The organism is Pseudomonas costantinii, from assembly GCF_001870435.1.
Classification (GTDB): domain Bacteria; phylum Pseudomonadota; class Gammaproteobacteria; order Pseudomonadales; family Pseudomonadaceae; genus Aquipseudomonas; species Aquipseudomonas costantinii.
Map to the genome: position 1 here is coordinate 376,105 of NZ_MDDR01000057.1, position 17,948 is coordinate 394,052.

Sequence of the window (17,948 nt, forward strand, 5' to 3'; positions counted from 1 at the left end):
TTTTTTGAGAGCGACTTACTCCTTCTAGTAACCCGTCATCTCCAGATACCCCACCCCGCCCTCAAATTGCACCGGCCCTTCCCAGTACGGAATACTCAAGTTCATCCACGCCTTCGGGTTGACGGCCTGGGTGATGATATCCAGCTGTTTGCCGGGGATTTTCAGCGACCAGCGCGTAGGAATACGGCGCCCGTCGATGTCGGTGGAGGCCAAGGGTGTGAGCTGGATGTCGGCATTGTGCAGGGTCTCGGTGCGACCTTGCCTGTCGATCCAAGTGCCGGTCAGGTAACCCGCACCGTCTTTTTGCCGGACACGAAACAGCATCAGTTGCTCGCCATGGTCCAGGTGCAGGGAAAACCAGTCCCAGCCGGTCTGGTTGGCGGCCAGGGGTTGGCTGCTCCATTCGCGGTCTAGCCAGGCGGGGCCACTGACCTGATAAGTTTTGCCGTCGATACTGACGCTGCCGGCAGCGTTGAAAAACGGCTGGCTGTAGTAGTAAGACGCTTGGCCCTGGTCGGATTTACGGCTGTAGCCGTTGTCGCCTTGCAGCACCAGTGGCCGGCTGGAGGTCAGGTGCAAGTCGTACGCGAATTGCGGGCCGCTGGCCTTGAGTTGCATATCCGCCAGTGGGTTTGCGGCGCCGGGACGGGTGGCAAAATTCCAGTCGTCGATCCAGGCGTTGAACGGCGCCGCCTGGGCACCGGCCTGTCCGATGCCACCTCGGGCAAGGCGTTCAGCGGCGTAATGCTGGGTGGCGGACGTGACGGCGGCGTGGCCCAGCCAAATGGTTGAGTCGCTCCAACCCGATTGCGTTGGGCCCGCCTTCAACGCATTGCGAAACAACGTCCATTGCACGCCGAACACATTGCCTTGTGCATCTTTGAGGTTGGCGGTGACGTACCACCATTCGATGCGAAAGCCCTCATGGGGGCCGTGGTCCTCGGGAAAACTGAAGACCTTGCCGGGCACCACTTGGGCAAAGTCAGCCGCATCGCTGCCCAGTCCGGCGAAGCTCTCTTCAGGCGCGGGTACTTTGTCGCACGCCCCCAACAGCAACAACGCGGCCCACACCAGCGCCTTAATCTTCATGGACAAAAGTCCTCAACAAATCCGCCGGGCGACTGCGGTACAACTGCAACAGCGGCCAGGCCGACGCCAACAATGTGGCGAGCATCGCCAGCCCCAACAGTTGAGCAAGCTGCCACGGGAACACCTGCAACGGCAGGCGCCAACCAAACGCCTGCACATTGATCACCGCATCCAGGCACCACGCCAACAAGAGTCCCAACGGTAACGCCAGTACCAAGGTGAGTACCGCCAGCAACCAGGTTTGGCCCAGATTGAGCAGCATCAATTGCCGACGCGTCACACCCAGCGCCCATAGCGGTGCGAGCTGACCAAGACGGCTCTGGCTCTGGGTCAGCAGGCTGATAAACAGCGCAACACCCGCGACGCCGAGGGTGAGGCTATTCAAGGCGGCGGTGGCCGCGAAAGTACGTTCGAACACCTGGCTCGACCAGCCTTTGAGTTGCTGCTGATCGACGATGCGACTGTCTTCCAGGCCAAACTCGTGCTGTACGGCCTGCACCAGGAGCGCCACGTTTTTCGGCGCCACACGCAGGTTGAAGCGCCCCGGTGCCAGCGTCGGCCAATGTGCCAACAAGTGCTGCGAATTCACCAGCAGATGGCCTTTGGGGTTGCCGTAGTCGGCGTAAATCCCCACCACCTTGGGCGACCAAACACCCTGAGGCGTTGGGACAGCGACCGCATCGCCCAACTGCACATTCAGCCGTCGCGCCAGTTGTTCGCTGAGCATCACGCTGTCGCCTTGCAGCAACCGATCCCAGGGCTCACTCACAGCCTCCAGCAACGGCCAATGTTGGCGATAGGTGGGGTCGTCGACCACGCCGAATAGATCTGCCGGCCAACCTTGCAATTGTAGCGCAACCTGCCAGGTGGGCAGCACCGTCTGCACCAACGGTTGCTGCACCAACCAGGTACGCAATTGGTCTGATTGAGCCGGGTTTTGTGGGTTGAGGTACAACTCGGCGGTCAAGCGCTGTTCCAGCCAGTGATTAAACGTCTGGCGAAAGCCTGAAGTCATGGAGCCCGCACCGATATTCGCTGCCAGGGCCAACAGCAACGCCATCAGCGCCAGGCTCAAGGCCGGCAGCTGTTGGCGACAGTCGGCGAGAAACCACTGGCCCAGTACTGAACGGCTGCGCCCCAGCACCGCCTTCAACAGGCCGCTAAGTACCACCGGCAGACCGAGCGCCGCCCCCAGCAACAAGGCCGCCATCAGCACAAAACCGGCGGCCAGGCTGTCGCCCAACCACAGCGCCAAGAGTGCAATCACCAGTGCCGTACCCGCCACCCAGCCCTGGCGCCGCAACCAGCGTCCATGGGCGTCATGCCAGGCCTGGGCGTTGGCCAGCGCCAGCAGTGGCAAACGCGCTGCCCGCCACAGGCTGCCAACCCCTGCGAGCAGCGCGCCAAGCAGGCTCAAACCCAGCCCCGCAGCCCACCACCAAGGGCTCAGGCTCAATTGACCCGGCACCTCGGCACCGTACAGACCGCGCAGGCTGGCCGCCACATCCGGCAGCAACAGGCTGGCCAGCAAGTAACCGCTGGCGACGCCAAGCACACCACCGAGCAGAGACAAAACACCGAGCTCAACGCCCAGACTAAGGATCAACATACGCGCGCTGACCCCACAAGCACGCAAGGTGCGCAGCAACCCTCGTCGTTGCTCCAGCGCCAGGCCGATGGCGGCGTGGACGATAAATAACCCCACTACAAAGGACAAAAATCCCAGGGCATCAAGGTTCAGATGAAAGCTTTCGGTGAGGCGCGAGAGGTTGTTGTCCTCACCCTGCTTGAGTTGCAACGCGGCAGGCGGGGTGGGATGGGTGGCGGCAAATGCCTTATCCAGCAGCAAACGCGACAGTTGCCCAGGCATCTCCAGCAAGGATTGCGCAAAGCCGATGTCAGTCAGCAGCATGCCTGGGGCCATATCCTGCTGAACCTGCAACGGTGGCAGGGTTTTCCCGCTTGTCGTCAGTGGCTGCTCACCCTCGTGCAGTCCAAGGGCCAACAAGGTTTTCGGCGAAATCCAGGTACGCCCCGGCGGCTCGAAAAACGCGAGCATTTGCGCCTGGCTCAAACGCTGCCCCGCCACCACTCCGCTGCCAGGCAACGACAACGGGTCGATACCCATCAATTGCAGGCGTTGATCCTCATGCCCCTTGAGCACCAACCGCCCCTGCACCACCGGCGATACCGGCCACCCGGCGCGACGCAGTTCGGCAAACAGTGCTTGTGGGAAGCCGGCGCCGTCCGGTGCACTGAGGCTGGCTTGAGGCTCACCGCCAATCAGTTGGCTGGCACGCGCATAGCTATCCCGCGCCTGGCTGTTGAGCGCCTGTACTCCGGTCAACAACGCGGTAGCCAGCCACAAACCGGTGAGTACACTGAAAAATTGCACCGGATGACGTCGCCAATGGCTCAGCAGCGCGCGTAACGTCCAATAAAACACCGTCATCTCAACGGGCGTCCGCAGGTACGACACGACCACGATGCAACACCACCTGTTGGTCCAGGCGCGCAGCGATACGCGGGCTGTGGGTGACCATCAACAGGCTGGTGGGGCTGTCGCGAAGCAAGTCCAGCAGCAGTTGCAGGACTTCATCGCTGGTGGCTTCATCAAGATTGCCAGTCGGCTCATCGGCCAACAGCAAGCCTGGGCGCGACGCCAACGCGCGCCCCACCGCGACCCGTTGCTGCTGGCCACCGGAGAGTTGTTCGGGATACCGCTCGAGCAATTCCCCCAGACCCAGACGCTCCACCAACTGCGCCTGCCACTGCCGGTCAAAGCGCCCCGCCAGCCGAGCCTGAAACGCCAGGTTGTCCTCGACGCGCAAACTGCCGATCAGGTTGAACTGCTGGAACACCAGGCCAATTTCAGTGCGCCGCCAGTGGGCGAGCTGGGCCTCACTCAGTTGGTCAAGGCGCTGCTCGCCAACCTGGATTCGGCCGCCGTCTACCCGATCAAGCCCGGCCACCAGATGCAACAACGTACTTTTTCCACTGCCTGATTCGCCCATCAGCGCCAAGCTGCTACGCTCACCCAGGTACAGGTCGACACCCGCCAATACCTCCAGCTTGCCTTGCGGGGTGGCGTAGCTTTTAAGGACACCTTGCACCTGCAGCATAAGAACGCTCGTTTGAGGGATTGCAAACGAGAATAACGGCTGACTATCGGCCCTACGCAAATTTTTCACATGGATTTCACCGCTTGCCCACTCTCGCCTCTCTAAATTGCCCTCCAGGCAGCGAAATTCGGCCACTTGTCAGTTGCCAGCCGCGACATTTTTTAACCGCAACATGTTCAGCGAAAAGACAGCAGTCCTATGACAGGCTCTTGCTCCCCTACGGGCATCCGTCAATGCGTTGCGCCTACTCAATAAAACACTGCCAACAGTGCCCATGGTGAATGATGTGGTTGACCTTACCCTGACCAAACCGCGCTCACGCCGGGGCTTTATCAAGCGTTATATGAAGTGGTGGGCGGGGCTTGCCGTCGTCGTCCTGTTGCTCGCAGGCTTCCTGCTGTGGCCGTCGTCGCCGCGCAACCTGGGTGTTGGTGATCGCCTGTTAAGCTCACAAGTCCTGCCCGCTTGGCGCAAGGGCGAACTGGTCGTGCTGGTACGCCACGAAGAACGCTGCGATCGCTCGACAAACCCCTGCTTCGGACCACCTGAAGGCCTGACGGTCTTGGGCACTCAACGCGCAGAAGAGCTGGGCAAGGCCTTTAAGGCACTCGGTATGGAAGGCAGCGACGTGATCGCCAGCCCCGCCATTCGCACAGCCCAAACCTCGCACTTTATGTTCGGCAAGGTCGAGTTGACCTCAAGCGCACAAGCTATCTGCGGTGCGGCCATGGGTGAAGAACTTCTCAGCCGCAAACAGCCTGGACGCAACCTGGTATTTGTCACCCACAGTGGCTGTATCGCCGACTTCGAAAAAGCCCTGGGTTTCCCCCGCGCGCATTTTTCAGAGTACGGCAGTGCCTTGTTTGTTCGAGTGCTGGCAAACGGCAAGTTCGAGACACTGGGCATCATGAACACCACGGCCTGGGCTGCCGTACTGAAGAAGCTGTAGACACTCTTTTACATTTACAGCCACGCCTATTCAGCGAAACGACAGCCCTCCTCTGGCATGTTTAACTGCGCCCGTTATTTCAGGACGTCATGAATACTTTCAGCAGCTTAGTGAATTTTTTAATGCTTTCCGCTAATAATTGCACACACCCATACTCCACCATTGAACGTCAGGGAGCGACGTTTTCATGACCCGATTGAAGCCCTTACCTTTATTGCTGCTGGCCTTCGCCGTGTTTTATCTGTTGCCCATGGGTCTGCACGGCTTGTGGATCCCCGATGAAACCCGCTATGCCCAGGTCAGCCAGGAAATGCTCCTGAGCGGCAATTGGGTCGCACCGCATTTCATGGGTGTACGTTATTTCGAAAAACCTGCCGCCGGCTATTGGCTGATTGCCCTCGGCCAGGCGGTGTTCGGTGAAAACCTGTTCGGCGTTCGCATCGCCTCAGCCTTGACCACCGGCCTGAGCGTCATGCTCGCCTATCTCATCGCACGTCGCTTGTGGAACGACCCACGCAAAAGCTTTGCCTGTGCCCTGCTCTACATGAGCTTTGGGTTGGTGGCAGGGCAAGCGGGGTATTCCAACCTTGATCCGCAGTTCACCTTCTGGGTCAACCTCAGCCTGGTCGCGCTGTGGTTTGCCCTCGACAGCCGCACATCGCGCGGCCGGCTTGGCGCCTGGGCACTGCTGGGAGTGGCCTGCGGCATGGGCTTCATGACCAAGGGGTTCCTGGCGTGGCTGTTACCGGTATTGATCGCCGTGCCGTATCTGCTGTGGCAGCGCCGCGTGGGCGAACTGTTGCGGTATGGCCCGCTGGCGATTCTGGTCGCCGCGCTGGTCTGCGTACCGTGGGCCCTGGCGATCCACCTGCAGGAGCCGGATTACTGGCGCTTCTTCTTCTGGCATGAGCACATCCGCCGCTTTGCCGCCGACAACGCACAGCACACGCGGCCGTGGTGGTTCTTCCTGCCGATCATGGTGGTGGCGTGCTTGCCTTGGGCCGCGCTGTTGCCGACAACACTGATCAAGACTTGGAAAGAAAAAGGCCAGCCGGCGATTGTTTTTCTCGCCCTGTGGATGCTGCTGCCTCTGGCCTTCTTCAGCCTGAGCAGAGGCAAGCTGCCAACCTATATCATGCCGTGCCTGCTGCCCCTGGCCTTGTTGATGGGGCACGCCTTGATCGACCTCATCAAACAAGGCAAGACGCGCACGATCCTCATCAATGGCCTGGTCAACTTCGTGATCGGCCTGGTTGCGATGGTGGCGTTGATCTACCTGCAAGTCACCAACCCAATGTACGGTAACAGCCACGCCGAGATGTTCAGCCTGTCCCTGGCCTTTATCGTGCTGTTGGTGTGGATCCTGGCCAACCTGTTGCAAGCGGTTCGCCCACTGACCCTGTGGGCGATGCCGGCCCTGGGTATTGGCTTGCTGGTGGCGCTGTTGCCGGTGGGCATGCCGGAAATGATCACGGATAACGAAATGCCTGACCAGTTCGTGCTCGAACATATGGACGAACTGCAACAAACCCATGCTCTGATCAGCAATGAACTCGGCTCAGCATCCGCCTTGTCCTGGCGCCTGCGTCGGCCTGAAGTGGCGTTTTATGACACGGTGGGCGAACTGCGCTACGGCTTGCAGTATGCAGACTCGGTACACCGCAAGGTCGACCTGGACAGCGTCCAGACCTGGCTCGCCGACGCGCGCCAGCAAGGTTCGGTAGGCGTGCTGATGCGAGTCAAAAGCACCAGTGAACATCGGGAAGAAGGGCAACTGCCACCAGGTGGCAAGCGCTACCGCAAAGGCGATCTGCTGATGGTCATTTACCCACAACAACCTTAAATGCGCGTCTGCCACAGGAAAAACCCATGAGCTTCTGGAAAACCGAACGCGGCGCCCTGGTGTTACTACTGGGCGTCTCCGCGCTACTCCTGCTACTGGGCCTGGGCAGTCGCGACTTGTGGGGGCCGGAAACTCGCTGGGCCAACATCGCCCTGCAAATGTTGCAGAGCGGCGACTACTTCGACCCTTATCTCAAGGGCGCGCCCTACTACGACAAACCCCTGCCCTCTTATTGGCTGATCACCGGTTTCGCCAACCTGATGGGAGGTCTCGGCCCATGGTCACTGCGCCTGTCGTCAGTGATCGCAGCGTGGCTGAGCATCTGGCTGGTCTACCTGATCGGCGAGCGCCTGTTTCGCAAAGGCACGGGGTTGATCGCGGGCTGGATGCTGGCCACCACCTTCTACTTTCTATTCTGGGCACGCGTGGCCACCGCCGATGTGCTGACCGTGTGTGGCGTACTGGCGTCGGTCTGGTGGTATTGGCGCGGGCCGGATGACACACGGCTTGGACGCTACACGGTGTTTTTCCTGCTGCTAGCGGCGACGTCGCTGTTCAAAGGCTTGATCGGCTTTGTGCTGCCGGGCCTGGTGCTGTTGCCGCACCTGCTCAGCGAGCACCGCTACAAACGTCACCTCAACCTGCGCCTGTTGTTGGCGATGGTGATCGCTGCGGCGTTCTACGCGATTCCTTTCGTACTGTCCCACCTCTACGGGGCACCGACCTATGGCGAGAGCGGCCTGGAACTGGTTTTCAAAGAAAACGTCGTGCGTTTCTTCGACCCCTTCGACCACATGGGGCCGATCTACACCTACCTGATCTACCTGCCCGCCTACACCCTGCCATGGGCGCCGTGCTGGCTGCTCGGCTTGTGGCTGGCGCTGCGACACTGGCGCCAAACGCCACCCAACGTGCGCTGGCTGGTGTGGGGCCTGGGTCTGCTGTTCGTGTTCTTTACGGCCAGTGGCAGCCGCCGCAGTTACTACGTGCTGCCGCTGGTACCGTTTGCCCAATTGCTGGCCGCCTGGTGGTTGAGTGAACGCCTCGAGAAAAAACAGGCCAGCTGGCCGCGCTGGCAAAAAGGCTTTGGCTTCACCGCCGGGTTGTTGCTGCTGGTGCTTGGGGTCGTCTACCCGTGGACCACCGGCAACGGCGGCGTGACCCGCTTCGCCGAAGATGTACAAGCCCAGGCAGTGAAAAGCGCGCCGTGGAATCAGTGGCAGATGGTGCTGGTGGAAGTCGATAACAAGCTGCCGATGTACCTGCAAAATGGTGGTAAGCCGTTCTACTACGTGAATGAAGCCCAGGACTTCCCGCGCCAGGGCGACAGTGCCGCGTTAATGGCCTGGCTGGTAAAAACCAGCGGCCAGGGCTTCGATCCACAGCGCACGATTATCGTCGCGCAGTATTCCAAGGACGATCCGACACCGCTGGCCTACCTGGGCGCGGACCATCAGGTGATCACCACCCAGCCGGACAATGGCGAGCGGCTATTCAAGAAGCGTTCGGCAGGCAGTGTGGCGTTTATCCCTACACCAACTTTGCCATGAGTGTGTTGAACGCCTTCAGCACCTCCAGCGGTTTTTCCAGCATTAGCTGGTGACCGCACGCGTCCAGCACTTGGAAATCCGTGTTGGGCAAATGACTGGCCAGCGCCTGCCCACCGCTGGCTGGCGTCAGGCCGTCGCTGTCCCCCGCCAGTACACTCACCGGCAACACCAGGGTGGGGAGCTGGTCGGCATCCGGCCACTGGGCGTTTTTCATCAGCGCTTTGAACATGTACAGGCGGTTGCGTTCGGTGAGTTTCTCTTCATACGCTACCAGTGCCGGGTCGGCCGTTGCATCCCAGGCGCGCTCGCGAAAGCCCTTGGCCAAGAGGGGTCGCAGCCATTCAAGCAGCCACGCGGGCAATGACATCAACCCACCGCTCGTGACAGGTCGATACAGCTGCGTGCCCAGCAACAGCGCTGCGTCGATAGGTACAGCAGGCTTGGCCAGCAATGTGCTGAGGCTTAAACCCGTGCCGAACGAATGGGCCACGATCACATTACGCGCGCCGCCGTAGCGCTGCAGGATCGCCAGGTAATCGGCCACCAGTTCCGACCAGGCGTAGGCCCCTTCATCCCGAGGCTTGGCGCTGTCACCGTGACCGAGCAGGTCCCAGGCCACCAGGCTGTAGCCTTGCGTCTTGAGTGCCAGCCATTGCGCACGCCATTGGTCCTTGTTGCCACCGGCGCCGTGGCAGAAAAGCACCACGGTGTCGGGCTGGCGGGGGCCTGGGTGGTGGGCGATGCTCAGGGAGCGGTTTGGGCGAATTTCGACAATCTCACCGCGCACCATTGGCAGATCTCTAACGTTGTCACTCATAAACACCACATTCCTCAATGAATAAATTCGGTCAGTGTGGGAGCTTGCTTGCGTGGCGGTCTTGGCCGGTTTCTTTAGGTAGTTTTTTGAGTACATATCCGTTGTTTGGGTCACGGCCGCTATTGGTTCCGCTCTTACAGCGGGTCACTTTTGAAAGGAGCCCAAAAGTAACCAAAAGGCTCTTGCCCCACCACTCGGCACCTCGCTGTGGCTCGGTGTGCCGAGTGGTGGGGCAAGAGCCCTTTGCTTACTTTGGGCTGGGCCGGCATTCCGGCTTTTCCAAAGTGAGTCGCCGTAAGGGCGAAACCATAATCCGCCGTTGCCCAATAACGGATATGTACTCAGCACACCAGCAACAACCATAGAACCCCACCCATAAAAAGATTTGTGAATACCCCCATGCCCCGATAGCAGTGTGTCAGCCACCGCAAATACAAGCTGTCACAACACGATCGCAGGCCTGCTCCCACATTAGATAGCGTCAGCCTCAAGCACTGCTGTACTCGGCACGCATTGCAACAGGGTTCGGGTGTAGGGATGGCGAGCATCGGCAAACAACCTCGTGGTCTCGCCCTGCTCCACTACCCGCCCGTTTTGCATGACGGCAATGCGATCACATAAACGTGCCGCCACCCGCAGGTCATGGGTGATAAAGACGATGCTCAATTTCAAGCGCCGTTGCAGGGACTCCAACAGCTCCAGGATCTGCACCTGGATCAGCGCATCGAGGGCCGAGACACACTCATCGGCAATCAGAATTTTCGGCTCCACCGCCAACGCCCGGGCGATGCCGATACGTTGTCGCTGCCCCCCGGAAAACTCATGGGGGTAGCGCTCGAATGCAGTGGCCGGCAAGCCCACTAACGCCAGCAACTCCCGCGCACGGTATTCGGCATCCGCCTTGGAACGCCCCTGCACCAGCGGTCCGGTCATGATGATCCGGCCCACCGTCTGGCGCGGATTGAGGGAGGCAAACGGGTCCTGGAAGATCATCTGCACCTCACTGCGCAACGGCCGCAGACGCGCTTCAGACAACCCCACCACCTCTTGACCGAGCCATTGGATATGCCCACTGTCGGCACGCAACAAGCGCACGAGGCAGCGGCCCAATGTGGATTTGCCTGAGCCGGACTCGCCGACAATCCCCAGGGTTTCACCTTCGCGCACTTGCAACTGGACGGCATCCAACGCCAGCGTCGTGCGGCGCCCCCACCAACCGCTGCGGGTACTGAAGACCTTGCCCAACTGCTCGGCCTTGAGTACCACCGAACCCGCCACGGGCGCGCGCGGTGCCAGGGGTTGTGCCGACACCGCCGCCAGCAGTTGCCGGGTATAAAGCGCCTGCGGCTCGCGCAACACCTGGCGCGCACTGCCCTGCTCCACCAGATGCCCTTTTTCCAGCACCAGCACGCGGTCGGCAATCGCCTCGACCACAGCAAAATCATGGGTGATAAACAACAGCGCCATGCCCTTGTCCTGCTGGATTTTGCGCAACAGATCGAGGATCTGCGCCTGGGTGGTCACGTCAAGGGCCGAGGTCGGCTCGTCGGCAATCAGCAGCGCCGGATCGAACGCCAGGGCCATGGCGATCACCACGCGCTGGCGTTGGCCACCGGACAGCTCAAAGGGATAGGCCAGGCGCAGTCGCTGCGGATCCGGCAGGCCGACATAACCCAGCAAATCCAAAACACGCCGACGACGCTCCTGAGTCGATTTCACCCCATGGGCACGCAGGGTTTCATCGATCTGCTCACCCACCCGCATCAACGGGTTCAGCGCGCTCATGGGCTCCTGGAACACCATACTGATATCGCGCCCGCGTAGCTGGCGCATAGCGGCTTCACTGCGGGCAGCCAGGTCTTCATCACGAAACACCAGCCGCCCGCTCTCCACCGTCAGCGGCACCGGCAATTGGCGCAGCAGCGCCTTGGCCAACATGGACTTGCCCGAGCCGGACTCGCCCACCACGCACAGGCATTCGCCGCTGCGCAGTTGCAATGACAAGTCATACAGCGCATGGCTGCGGTCTGCACCGCGCGGCAAGGCGATGCGCAGGTTCTCGACACTCAATAACGTCATAGCGACCTCCCCGGTTCAAAGGCCACGCGCAAGCCTTCGCCCACCCGGTTTACCGCCAACACGCACAACACAATCGCCAGGCCCGGCAGAAAACTCATCCACCAGGCATCCCGCAACAAACCACGGGATGCGTTGATCATGTAGCCCCAGCTCATGGCTTCCGGGTCGCTCAAGCCGAGGAATGCCAGGGCGGCTTCGGTGAGGATCGCGGTGGCCATGACGAAGGTCATGACCACCAGCAACGGCGCCAGGGCATTCGGCAGGATTTGTTGGGTGATAATCCCCAATGGCGACTGACCCAGCACCCGCGCAGCCTGCACAAACTCGCGCTGACGCAGGGTAAGAAACTCACTACGCACCAAGCGTGCCACCGCCGGCCATGCGACCAGCGCAATCGCCAACACGATAGTCCCCAGGGATGGCTCCAGCACTGCCACCAGAATCACCGCCAGCACCAGTTGCGGAATGATCTGAAAAAACTCAGCCACGCGCATTAAAAGCCCGTCGAGCCACCCACCGAAATAACCGGCGATGGCGCCGACGATCAGCCCCACCAGCAACGTCGCCAGACTGGCCAGCGCGGCCACAGCCAGTGACACCCGGGCACCGTAGAGCAAGCCGCTGCCGAGATCACGGCCAAGTAGATCGCTGCCCAGCCAATGCGCCGGGTCATGAAACGGTGCAAGCATCGGCTGGGTATTCATCTCCCAGGGCGAGCTGCTGGTGAGCCATGGGGCGGCAATCGCCAATGCTGCCAACACCAGCAAAAACACTGCGCCGACCAGTGCTGAAGGTTGGCGAATAAAGCGTCTGAGCACCGCCATCAGCCCAGCCCTCCAGCGCCAATACGCGGGTCGAGAAAACGGCAGATCACATCGGTCAACACATTGAAGCCCACCACCAGAATCGAGATCACCAGAAAGCCCCCCATCAACACGCCGTAATCGCGTTGAGCCAGGGCGTCATACATCAAGCGGCCGATACCGGGCCAGGAATACACCACCTCCACCAGCAAGGCGCCGCTGGCCAATTGGCCCAATTGCAAACCGGCAAAGGTCACCACCGGCAACAACGCATTGCGCAGCACATGCACGTAGAGAATCCGCCGCGGATGCAGGCCTTTGGCGTGGGCGGTGCGTACGTATTCCTGGCTGAGGGCGTCAAGCACGGCGGCGCGCGTCAGGTGGATATACAAGGCTAAGAACAACACGCTCAGCGACAGGCAGGGCAACAGCAAGTGCTGCAAGCGGTCCAGCAGCGAGAAGTCCTGACCCACGCTCTCCATGCCAAATGCCGGCAACCAATCCAGGCTCACGGAAAACAACAGGATCAACAGCATCGCCAACCAGAACGGCGGCATCGCATACAGCAGCAACGCGCCGTGGGAGATCAGCCCGTCCAACCAGTGACGCTTCTGCCGTGCCTGCGCGGCCACTACGCCGAGGGTCACACCCAACACAGAAGAAACCACAAACGCCGAGCCCATCAGCGCCAATGTCGCCGGCAAACGCTCGGCAATCAAAGACCACACCGAAGTCTGGTTGCGATAGGAGTAACCGAGATCCAGATGGGCGATATGTCCCAGGTAAATCAACAACTGCTGGAGCAACGGTTTATCCAGGCCCATGGTCTGGCGCAGTTGCTCGATAAACTGCACATCGTCCACCCCCGCCTCACCGGCCAGCAGCAACGCCGGGTCACCCGGCGCCAGGTGGATCAGCAAAAAGCTCAGCACCAACACCGCCACCACCATCAGCAGCGCCTTGAACAAGCGCCCGCTGATATACAGCGCGCCGTTCATGGCGCAGGGGCCTCGAGGTAGACGCTTTCATAGTCTTCGTTAAGGCTGGTGGCGGTTTGCAGCAGGTTTTTCACCTGCTTGTGAAACAACGTCGGGTAGCGCATTTCGAAAATCGGCGCGATCGGCAGATCAGTGTTCAGTAGGTTTTCGAGCTGGCTGTAGAGTTTCTTGCGCTCCGGGCCTTCCGGGGTGTCGGCGACTTTGGTCCACAGGGCATCGGCCTCCGGGCTGTTGTAACCGCTGACGTTGGCGAACGGCGAGGTCTTGAGGATGTAGTCGGAGCGGAACAGGTAGGCGCTGGTCAGGTACGGGTCGCCGATCTGGAAGATGAAGTTGTAGGTCAGGTCGAAGTCCCAATCACTGACGCGCTGGAACCAGGTCGCCGCATCCGACGTCACCACTTGCACCTTGAAGCCCAGGGGTTGCAAGGACTGCTTGGTGTATTCGGCCAAACGCTCCCAGGCACCGCCCTTCTCGCCATTGAGCAGGCGAATACGCACCGCGCCCACGTCCACGCCAGACTCGGCAATCAGCGCCTTGGCCTTTTTCACATCATAGGTGTACTGCGGCAACTGCGGATCGTGGTACGGCGTGGTCGACACGAACTCGCCCTGCGCCACCTTGCCCGAGCCGAAGAAGATGTTGTCGACAATGAACTGGCGGTTCAGCGCATACAGGATCGCCTGGCGCACCTTGGGGTTGTTCAGCGGCGGCTTGCGCGTGTTGATTTGCAGGAACGCCAGGCCCGCATACAACTCCCAGCCCTGCTCCGACGACTGCACATCCGGCAAGGCGCTGAGGCGCTTGAGGTCGGAGTAATCGGCATCGCCGCTGCGCAGCACTTGCACGTCGTTGCGCTCAAACGCAGCGGCCCGCGAGGAGCCGTCGGGAATCACGTGAAAAATGATGCCGTCGAGGTGCGGCAGGCCTTTTTTCCAATAGTTGGGGTTCTTCGCCAGCTTGATGTAGGCCCCGCGCTTCCACTCGACGAACACAAACGGCCCGGTACCGACCGGCTTGAGGTTGTAGGGGTTGTTGCGAAAGTCAGTGTTCTCGTAGAGGTGCTTGGGCACCACCGGACGCAGGCCACTGCCCAAGGCCGAGAGCAACGGCGCGAAGGGTTTCTTCAGGTGGAAGACCACCTGCAACGGGCCCTTGGCGGTAATGCTGTCGACGTACTCGGTGATGATCCCACCGAGACGCTTGTCCACCTCGGGGTAGAAGGTCTGGAAGCTGAACACCACGTCATCGGCCGTGAACGCCGGGCCGTCGTGCCAGTGCACACCATCCTGAAGATCGAAGGTGTAGGTCAGGCCGTCGGGTGAAATAGTCCAGGCTTTGGCCAATACCGGCTTGGGTTTGAGGTCGGTGTCGTAGGTCAGCAGGCCCTGGAGGATCTTGCCGCTGACGTATTGGGTGGACACGTGGCTGACCACGCCGTGCATCAGCGACGGCGGTTCAGGCTGGGCCACCAGGTTCAGCACCCCGCCGTCTTGTGGTTGCGCCTGGACTTGGCCGGCCAGCAACACGGTGCACAGCCCCACGGACGAGAGGACGCGGCGGAAAGAGAATGAGCGCATGGATGCTCCTCGGGTTGAAAGATATACCGGGGATTTTGCAAGGGCTGTGCCATGGGGGTTTTGACAGGGATTGCTGGGGCTGATGGCAGGCGGGGTGATGAAAAAACCACAGTGGCTGGTATGAGTGCGCAAAAAACAACACCTCTATTTCGCGTAGCCACTATCGAGCCTTGGCGAGGCTGCGTCGAGGGCGTACCTGACACACCGCAAACGCAGCCTCGCCAAGGCTCGACAGCTGCTACGGCGGCGGGTGGCACAAGGTTTGCGAAGCCGCATTGATCTGAACCAATGAGCCTTCACACCATGTCACTGGATTACCTGGGCAACCCCATCGACACCACTGATTCCGCCACCCGCCAGGGCCTGGACGATTTCATCGGTGGTTTCCTCGGCTACCAGCCCCGCGCCGAAGGCATCCTCGCCACCGCCGATGCCAACCCCGGCTCCGCGCTGGCCAATGCCTTCGCCGGGTTGCTGCTGATGTTTATCGAGTCCCCCGAAGGCCCGGCGCTGGCCGAGCAATACCGCCAACGCGCCGCAGCCGTTAACACCGACCACCCCCGCACCCAGCTGTACCTGGCACTGCTGCACGCCTGGGTCCACGACGACCTGGAGCAAGTCCTGCATCTGAGCGAACACCTGCTGGAGCGCTACCCCCGCGACCTGTTTGCCGCCAAGCTCAACCAGTACCTGGAGTTCAACCGAGGCAACTGGCCGGCGCTGTTGCGCATCGGCCTCAAGGCTGTAGCCGGTGCCCCGGATATCGCCCACAGCCACGGCTTGCTGGCCTTCGCCTACGAGCAGTGCCACCTGCTCGAAGAGGCCGAAGCCAGTGCGTTGCAAGCCCTGCGTTTGCAACCGTCTGAGCCCTGGGCCCAGCACGCGTTGGCCCATGTGATGCTGACCCAGGGGCGTGTCGAAGAAGGCACGGCGTTTCTGGAAAGCGTGGCGCATCACTGGTCCGGCTTGAACTCGTTCATGTACACCCATAACTGGTGGCACCTGGCGCTGTTCTACCTGGCGCGCGGGGAGGATCAACGTGTGTTGGAGATTTACGACCAGCACGTGTGGGGCATCTTGCCGGAATACTCTCAGGACCAGGTTGGTGCGGTGTCCTTGTTGGCGCGGCTGGAGTTGGCGGGGATTGATGTGGGGGAGCGCTGGCAGGCGTTGGCGCCGTACCTGCAGCGGCGGGTTGGCGATACGGTGCAGCCGTTTCTCAGCGTGCAGTATGTGTATGGGTTGGCGCGGGCGGGCAAGCCTGAGGCGGATGAGCTGCTGGCGGCGCTGCACCAATATAGTGTTGAGGCGCGGCCGGTGTGGGGTGAGGTGACGTTGCCATTGGCACGGGGGTTGTTGGCGCATGCGCGGGGGGATGCGCAGAGGGCGTTGGAGCAACTGGCGATCGCCTTGCCGCGGTTGAATGAGATTGGTGGGAGCCATGCGCAGCGGGATTTGTTTGCGCAGGTTGAGTTGGATGCGCGGTTGCAGGCTGGGGATTGGTTTGGGGCGCAGCAGGCGCTGGAATTGCGGCGGCGGTATGACGGGTGGGATGTGCCGACTAATCGGAGTTTGGTCAGGGTTTATGAAGCGTTGGGGTTGCCTGAGCAGGCGGCCAGGGCTCTCGGGCGGGTTGAGCGGTTTGCTGGGTGAGTACATATCCGTTGTTTGGGTAACGGCCGCGTATGGTTTCGCCCTTACAGCGACTCACTTTGGAAAAGCCCCAAAGTGAGTCGCTGTAAGGGAGAGTGTCAGATTTTTTGTGTGCGGGCCGGTAGCGGCCTGCCTTCAGGCAGGCCTTGGTTTTACCAGGTCGGTCTGATAAATCGGTCTCCGTACAGGATCGCAAACTGGTTCATCACATTCTTCCAATCATGAGCTGCGCTGCCCCAGTTCGCAGTGATATTGCGTAAGCCCAGCCAGATCAACTTTGTCGCTGCTTCGTCCGTCGGGAAGTGGCCTCGGGTCTTAATGATCTTTCGCAATTGAGCATTGATACTCTCGATGGCGTTCGTTGTGTAGATCACTTTTCGTATCGCCGGGGGAAACACGAAGAACGGAATGACGCGATCCCAAGCGCGCTTCCAAGCAGCTACCACCGTCGGATATTGCCTGCCCCAAGGCCCTGTTTCGAAGGCCAGAAGCGCTTGTTCGGCCGTGTCCGCGTTAAGCGCTTGATAGATCGGCTTCAGTGCTTTTGCCAGTTCGCGACGCTTATCCCACGGTGCGTACTCAAGGCTGTTACGGATCAGATGAACGATGCAGGTCTGCAATGTCGCGTCAGGAAACACTGCAGCCAGGGCTTCGGGCATGCCTTTCAGACCGTCAGTTACCGCAATCAAGACGTCCTCGACACCCCGGATCTTCAGGTCATTGAAGACTTTCATCCAGAACTTAGCGCCTTCGGTTGTCTCAATCCAAATGCCCAGAATATCTCGCGTGCCGTCTGGTAAAACACCCAGCGCCAAGTAGATAGCCTTGTTACGTACCAAACCTTCATCGCGAATTTTGACGCGTAAGGCATCGAAGAAAATCACTGGGTACATCGGCTCAAGCGGCCGTTGTTGCCAAGCGGTGACTTCCTCCAAAACGGCGTCGGTCACCGAGCTGATGAAGTTGTGCGAGACGTCTGTTCCGTACTGTTCCGACAGAAACGCACGGATCTCACGCACCGTCATGCCTCGGGCGTACATCGCAATGATTTTGTCGTCAAAGCCGGTAAAACGGCGTTCATGCTTGGGGATCAAGATCGGCGCAAAGCTTCCATCGCGATCTCGGGGAATATCCAGGCGAAGTGGGCCGTCATCGGTCAACACTGTCTTACCGCTTTTTCCGTTGCGCTGATTGCTCGACTCCTCAGGGCGCTCCGCGCCCTGAGGATAGCCAAGGTGATGACCCAGTTCGGCACCGAGGGCTCGTTCGATGAGCGCCTTTTTGAACGCCATCGAGGCGTCCTGAATGGCTTCGGCACTCATCGGGCCACTGACGAACTGGTCGATCAGCTCTTTTGGAATCGATGGAAGGTCGCGCTGGGCCTCACGGGCCGGTTTCTTTTTGGTCGGCATACATGCACCTCTTCAACATGTTATGCCCGAACACAAAATTTATGACAGTCCCC

At 60.4% G+C, this 17,948-nt stretch carries 13 protein-coding genes; 4 read left to right on the forward strand and 9 right to left on the reverse strand.

Annotated features, from left to right (window positions below; translation table 11 throughout):
- Nucleotides 1-24 precede the first annotated feature (24 nt).
- Genes BFL40_RS29395 through BFL40_RS29405 form a run of 3 tightly spaced genes read right to left on the reverse strand, consistent with a single transcriptional unit; the run spans nucleotide 25 to nucleotide 4,211 of the window.
- Entirely contained in the window at nucleotides 25-1,089 is a 1,065-nt protein-coding gene (locus tag BFL40_RS29395) for a lipocalin-like domain-containing protein (RefSeq protein WP_071487219.1), read from the reverse strand.
- The gene (locus BFL40_RS29400; protein WP_071487220.1) at nucleotides 1,079-3,541 is read right to left on the reverse strand and encodes an ABC transporter permease; all 2,463 of its coding nucleotides are present in this window, start codon (nucleotides 3,539-3,541) and stop codon (nucleotides 1,079-1,081) included. The genes BFL40_RS29395 and BFL40_RS29400 overlap by 11 nt, the downstream gene beginning before the upstream one ends.
- 1 nt (nucleotide 3,542) lies before the next feature.
- Nucleotides 3,543-4,211: an ABC transporter ATP-binding protein gene (locus tag BFL40_RS29405; protein ID WP_071487221.1), complete on the reverse strand. Its 669-nt coding sequence runs from the start codon at nucleotides 4,209-4,211 to the stop codon at nucleotides 3,543-3,545.
- 274 nt (nucleotides 4,212-4,485) lie between these two features.
- On the opposite strand from BFL40_RS29405, the gene pmrG reads away from it, so the two are divergent.
- The 3 genes from pmrG (at nucleotide 4,486) to BFL40_RS29420 (ending at nucleotide 8,553) form a co-directional block, all read left to right on the forward strand.
- Nucleotides 4,486-5,160, forward strand: coding sequence for a lipopolysaccharide core heptose(II)-phosphate phosphatase PmrG (pmrG, locus tag BFL40_RS29410; protein ID WP_071487222.1), 675 nt, complete (start codon nucleotides 4,486-4,488; stop codon nucleotides 5,158-5,160).
- A 187-nt stretch (nucleotides 5,161-5,347) separates the two neighbouring features.
- The gene (gene arnT / locus BFL40_RS29415) at nucleotides 5,348-7,003 is read left to right on the forward strand and encodes a lipid IV(A) 4-amino-4-deoxy-L-arabinosyltransferase (protein ID WP_071487223.1); all 1,656 of its coding nucleotides are present in this window, start codon (nucleotides 5,348-5,350) and stop codon (nucleotides 7,001-7,003) included.
- Nucleotides 7,004-7,029: 26 nt separating this feature from the next.
- Nucleotides 7,030-8,553, forward strand: coding sequence for an ArnT family glycosyltransferase (locus BFL40_RS29420; protein ID WP_071487224.1), 1,524 nt, complete (start codon nucleotides 7,030-7,032; stop codon nucleotides 8,551-8,553).
- Here BFL40_RS29420 and BFL40_RS29425 read toward each other — a convergent pair.
- From BFL40_RS29425 to BFL40_RS29445, 5 genes are all read right to left on the reverse strand, one after another.
- Nucleotides 8,534-9,370, reverse strand: a complete 837-nt coding sequence (locus BFL40_RS29425; RefSeq protein WP_071487225.1) for an alpha/beta fold hydrolase — start codon at nucleotides 9,368-9,370, stop codon at nucleotides 8,534-8,536. The genes BFL40_RS29420 and BFL40_RS29425 overlap by 20 nt on opposite strands.
- 471 nt (nucleotides 9,371-9,841) lie before the next feature.
- Entirely contained in the window at nucleotides 9,842-11,449 is a 1,608-nt protein-coding gene (locus BFL40_RS29430; protein ID WP_071487226.1) for a dipeptide ABC transporter ATP-binding protein, read from the reverse strand.
- A complete protein-coding gene (locus tag BFL40_RS29435; protein ID WP_071487227.1) occupies nucleotides 11,446-12,273 on the reverse strand; it encodes an ABC transporter permease in 828 nt (275 codons plus the stop codon). Before BFL40_RS29435 ends, BFL40_RS29430 begins: the two co-directional genes overlap by 4 nt.
- Nucleotides 12,273-13,250: an ABC transporter permease gene (locus BFL40_RS29440; RefSeq protein ID WP_071487228.1), complete on the reverse strand. Its 978-nt coding sequence runs from the start codon at nucleotides 13,248-13,250 to the stop codon at nucleotides 12,273-12,275. Before BFL40_RS29440 ends, BFL40_RS29435 begins: the two co-directional genes overlap by 1 nt.
- A complete protein-coding gene (locus tag BFL40_RS29445; RefSeq protein WP_071487229.1) occupies nucleotides 13,247-14,830 on the reverse strand; it encodes an ABC transporter substrate-binding protein in 1,584 nt (527 codons plus the stop codon). Before BFL40_RS29445 ends, BFL40_RS29440 begins: the two co-directional genes overlap by 4 nt.
- Before the next feature lie 303 nt (nucleotides 14,831-15,133).
- On the opposite strand from BFL40_RS29445, the gene BFL40_RS29450 reads away from it, so the two are divergent.
- A complete protein-coding gene (locus BFL40_RS29450; protein WP_071487230.1) occupies nucleotides 15,134-16,483 on the forward strand; it encodes a tetratricopeptide repeat protein in 1,350 nt (449 codons plus the stop codon).
- Between the two features lie 152 nt (nucleotides 16,484-16,635).
- Here BFL40_RS29450 and BFL40_RS29455 read toward each other — a convergent pair whose 3' ends face one another.
- Nucleotides 16,636-17,895 (reverse strand): IS256 family transposase, encoded by a 1,260-nt coding sequence (locus BFL40_RS29455; RefSeq protein ID WP_071487231.1) that lies wholly within the window; start codon nucleotides 17,893-17,895, stop codon nucleotides 16,636-16,638.
- Nucleotides 17,896-17,948: the final 53 nt, after the last annotated feature.

Coding starts and splice junctions, on each gene's coding strand:
- BFL40_RS29395 (WP_071487219.1), bottom strand. CDS start 1,089: ATGAAGATTAAGGCGCTGGTGTGGGCCGCGTTGTTGCTGTTGGGGGCG.
- BFL40_RS29400 (WP_071487220.1), bottom strand. CDS start 3,541: ATGACGGTGTTTTATTGGACGTTACGCGCGCTGCTGAGCCATTGGCGA.
- BFL40_RS29405 (WP_071487221.1), bottom strand. CDS start 4,211: ATGCTGCAGGTGCAAGGTGTCCTTAAAAGCTACGCCACCCCGCAAGGC.
- pmrG (WP_071487222.1), top strand. CDS start 4,486: ATGGTGAATGATGTGGTTGACCTTACCCTGACCAAACCGCGCTCACGC.
- arnT (WP_071487223.1), top strand. CDS start 5,348: ATGACCCGATTGAAGCCCTTACCTTTATTGCTGCTGGCCTTCGCCGTG.
- BFL40_RS29420 (WP_071487224.1), top strand. CDS start 7,030: ATGAGCTTCTGGAAAACCGAACGCGGCGCCCTGGTGTTACTACTGGGC.
- BFL40_RS29425 (WP_071487225.1), bottom strand. CDS start 9,370: ATGAGTGACAACGTTAGAGATCTGCCAATGGTGCGCGGTGAGATTGTC.
- BFL40_RS29430 (WP_071487226.1), bottom strand. CDS start 11,449: ATGACGTTATTGAGTGTCGAGAACCTGCGCATCGCCTTGCCGCGCGGT.
- BFL40_RS29435 (WP_071487227.1), bottom strand. CDS start 12,273: ATGGCGGTGCTCAGACGCTTTATTCGCCAACCTTCAGCACTGGTCGGC.
- BFL40_RS29440 (WP_071487228.1), bottom strand. CDS start 13,250: ATGAACGGCGCGCTGTATATCAGCGGGCGCTTGTTCAAGGCGCTGCTG.
- BFL40_RS29445 (WP_071487229.1), bottom strand. CDS start 14,830: ATGCGCTCATTCTCTTTCCGCCGCGTCCTCTCGTCCGTGGGGCTGTGC.
- BFL40_RS29450 (WP_071487230.1), top strand. CDS start 15,134: ATGTCACTGGATTACCTGGGCAACCCCATCGACACCACTGATTCCGCC.
- BFL40_RS29455 (WP_071487231.1), bottom strand. CDS start 17,895: ATGCCGACCAAAAAGAAACCGGCCCGTGAGGCCCAGCGCGACCTTCCA.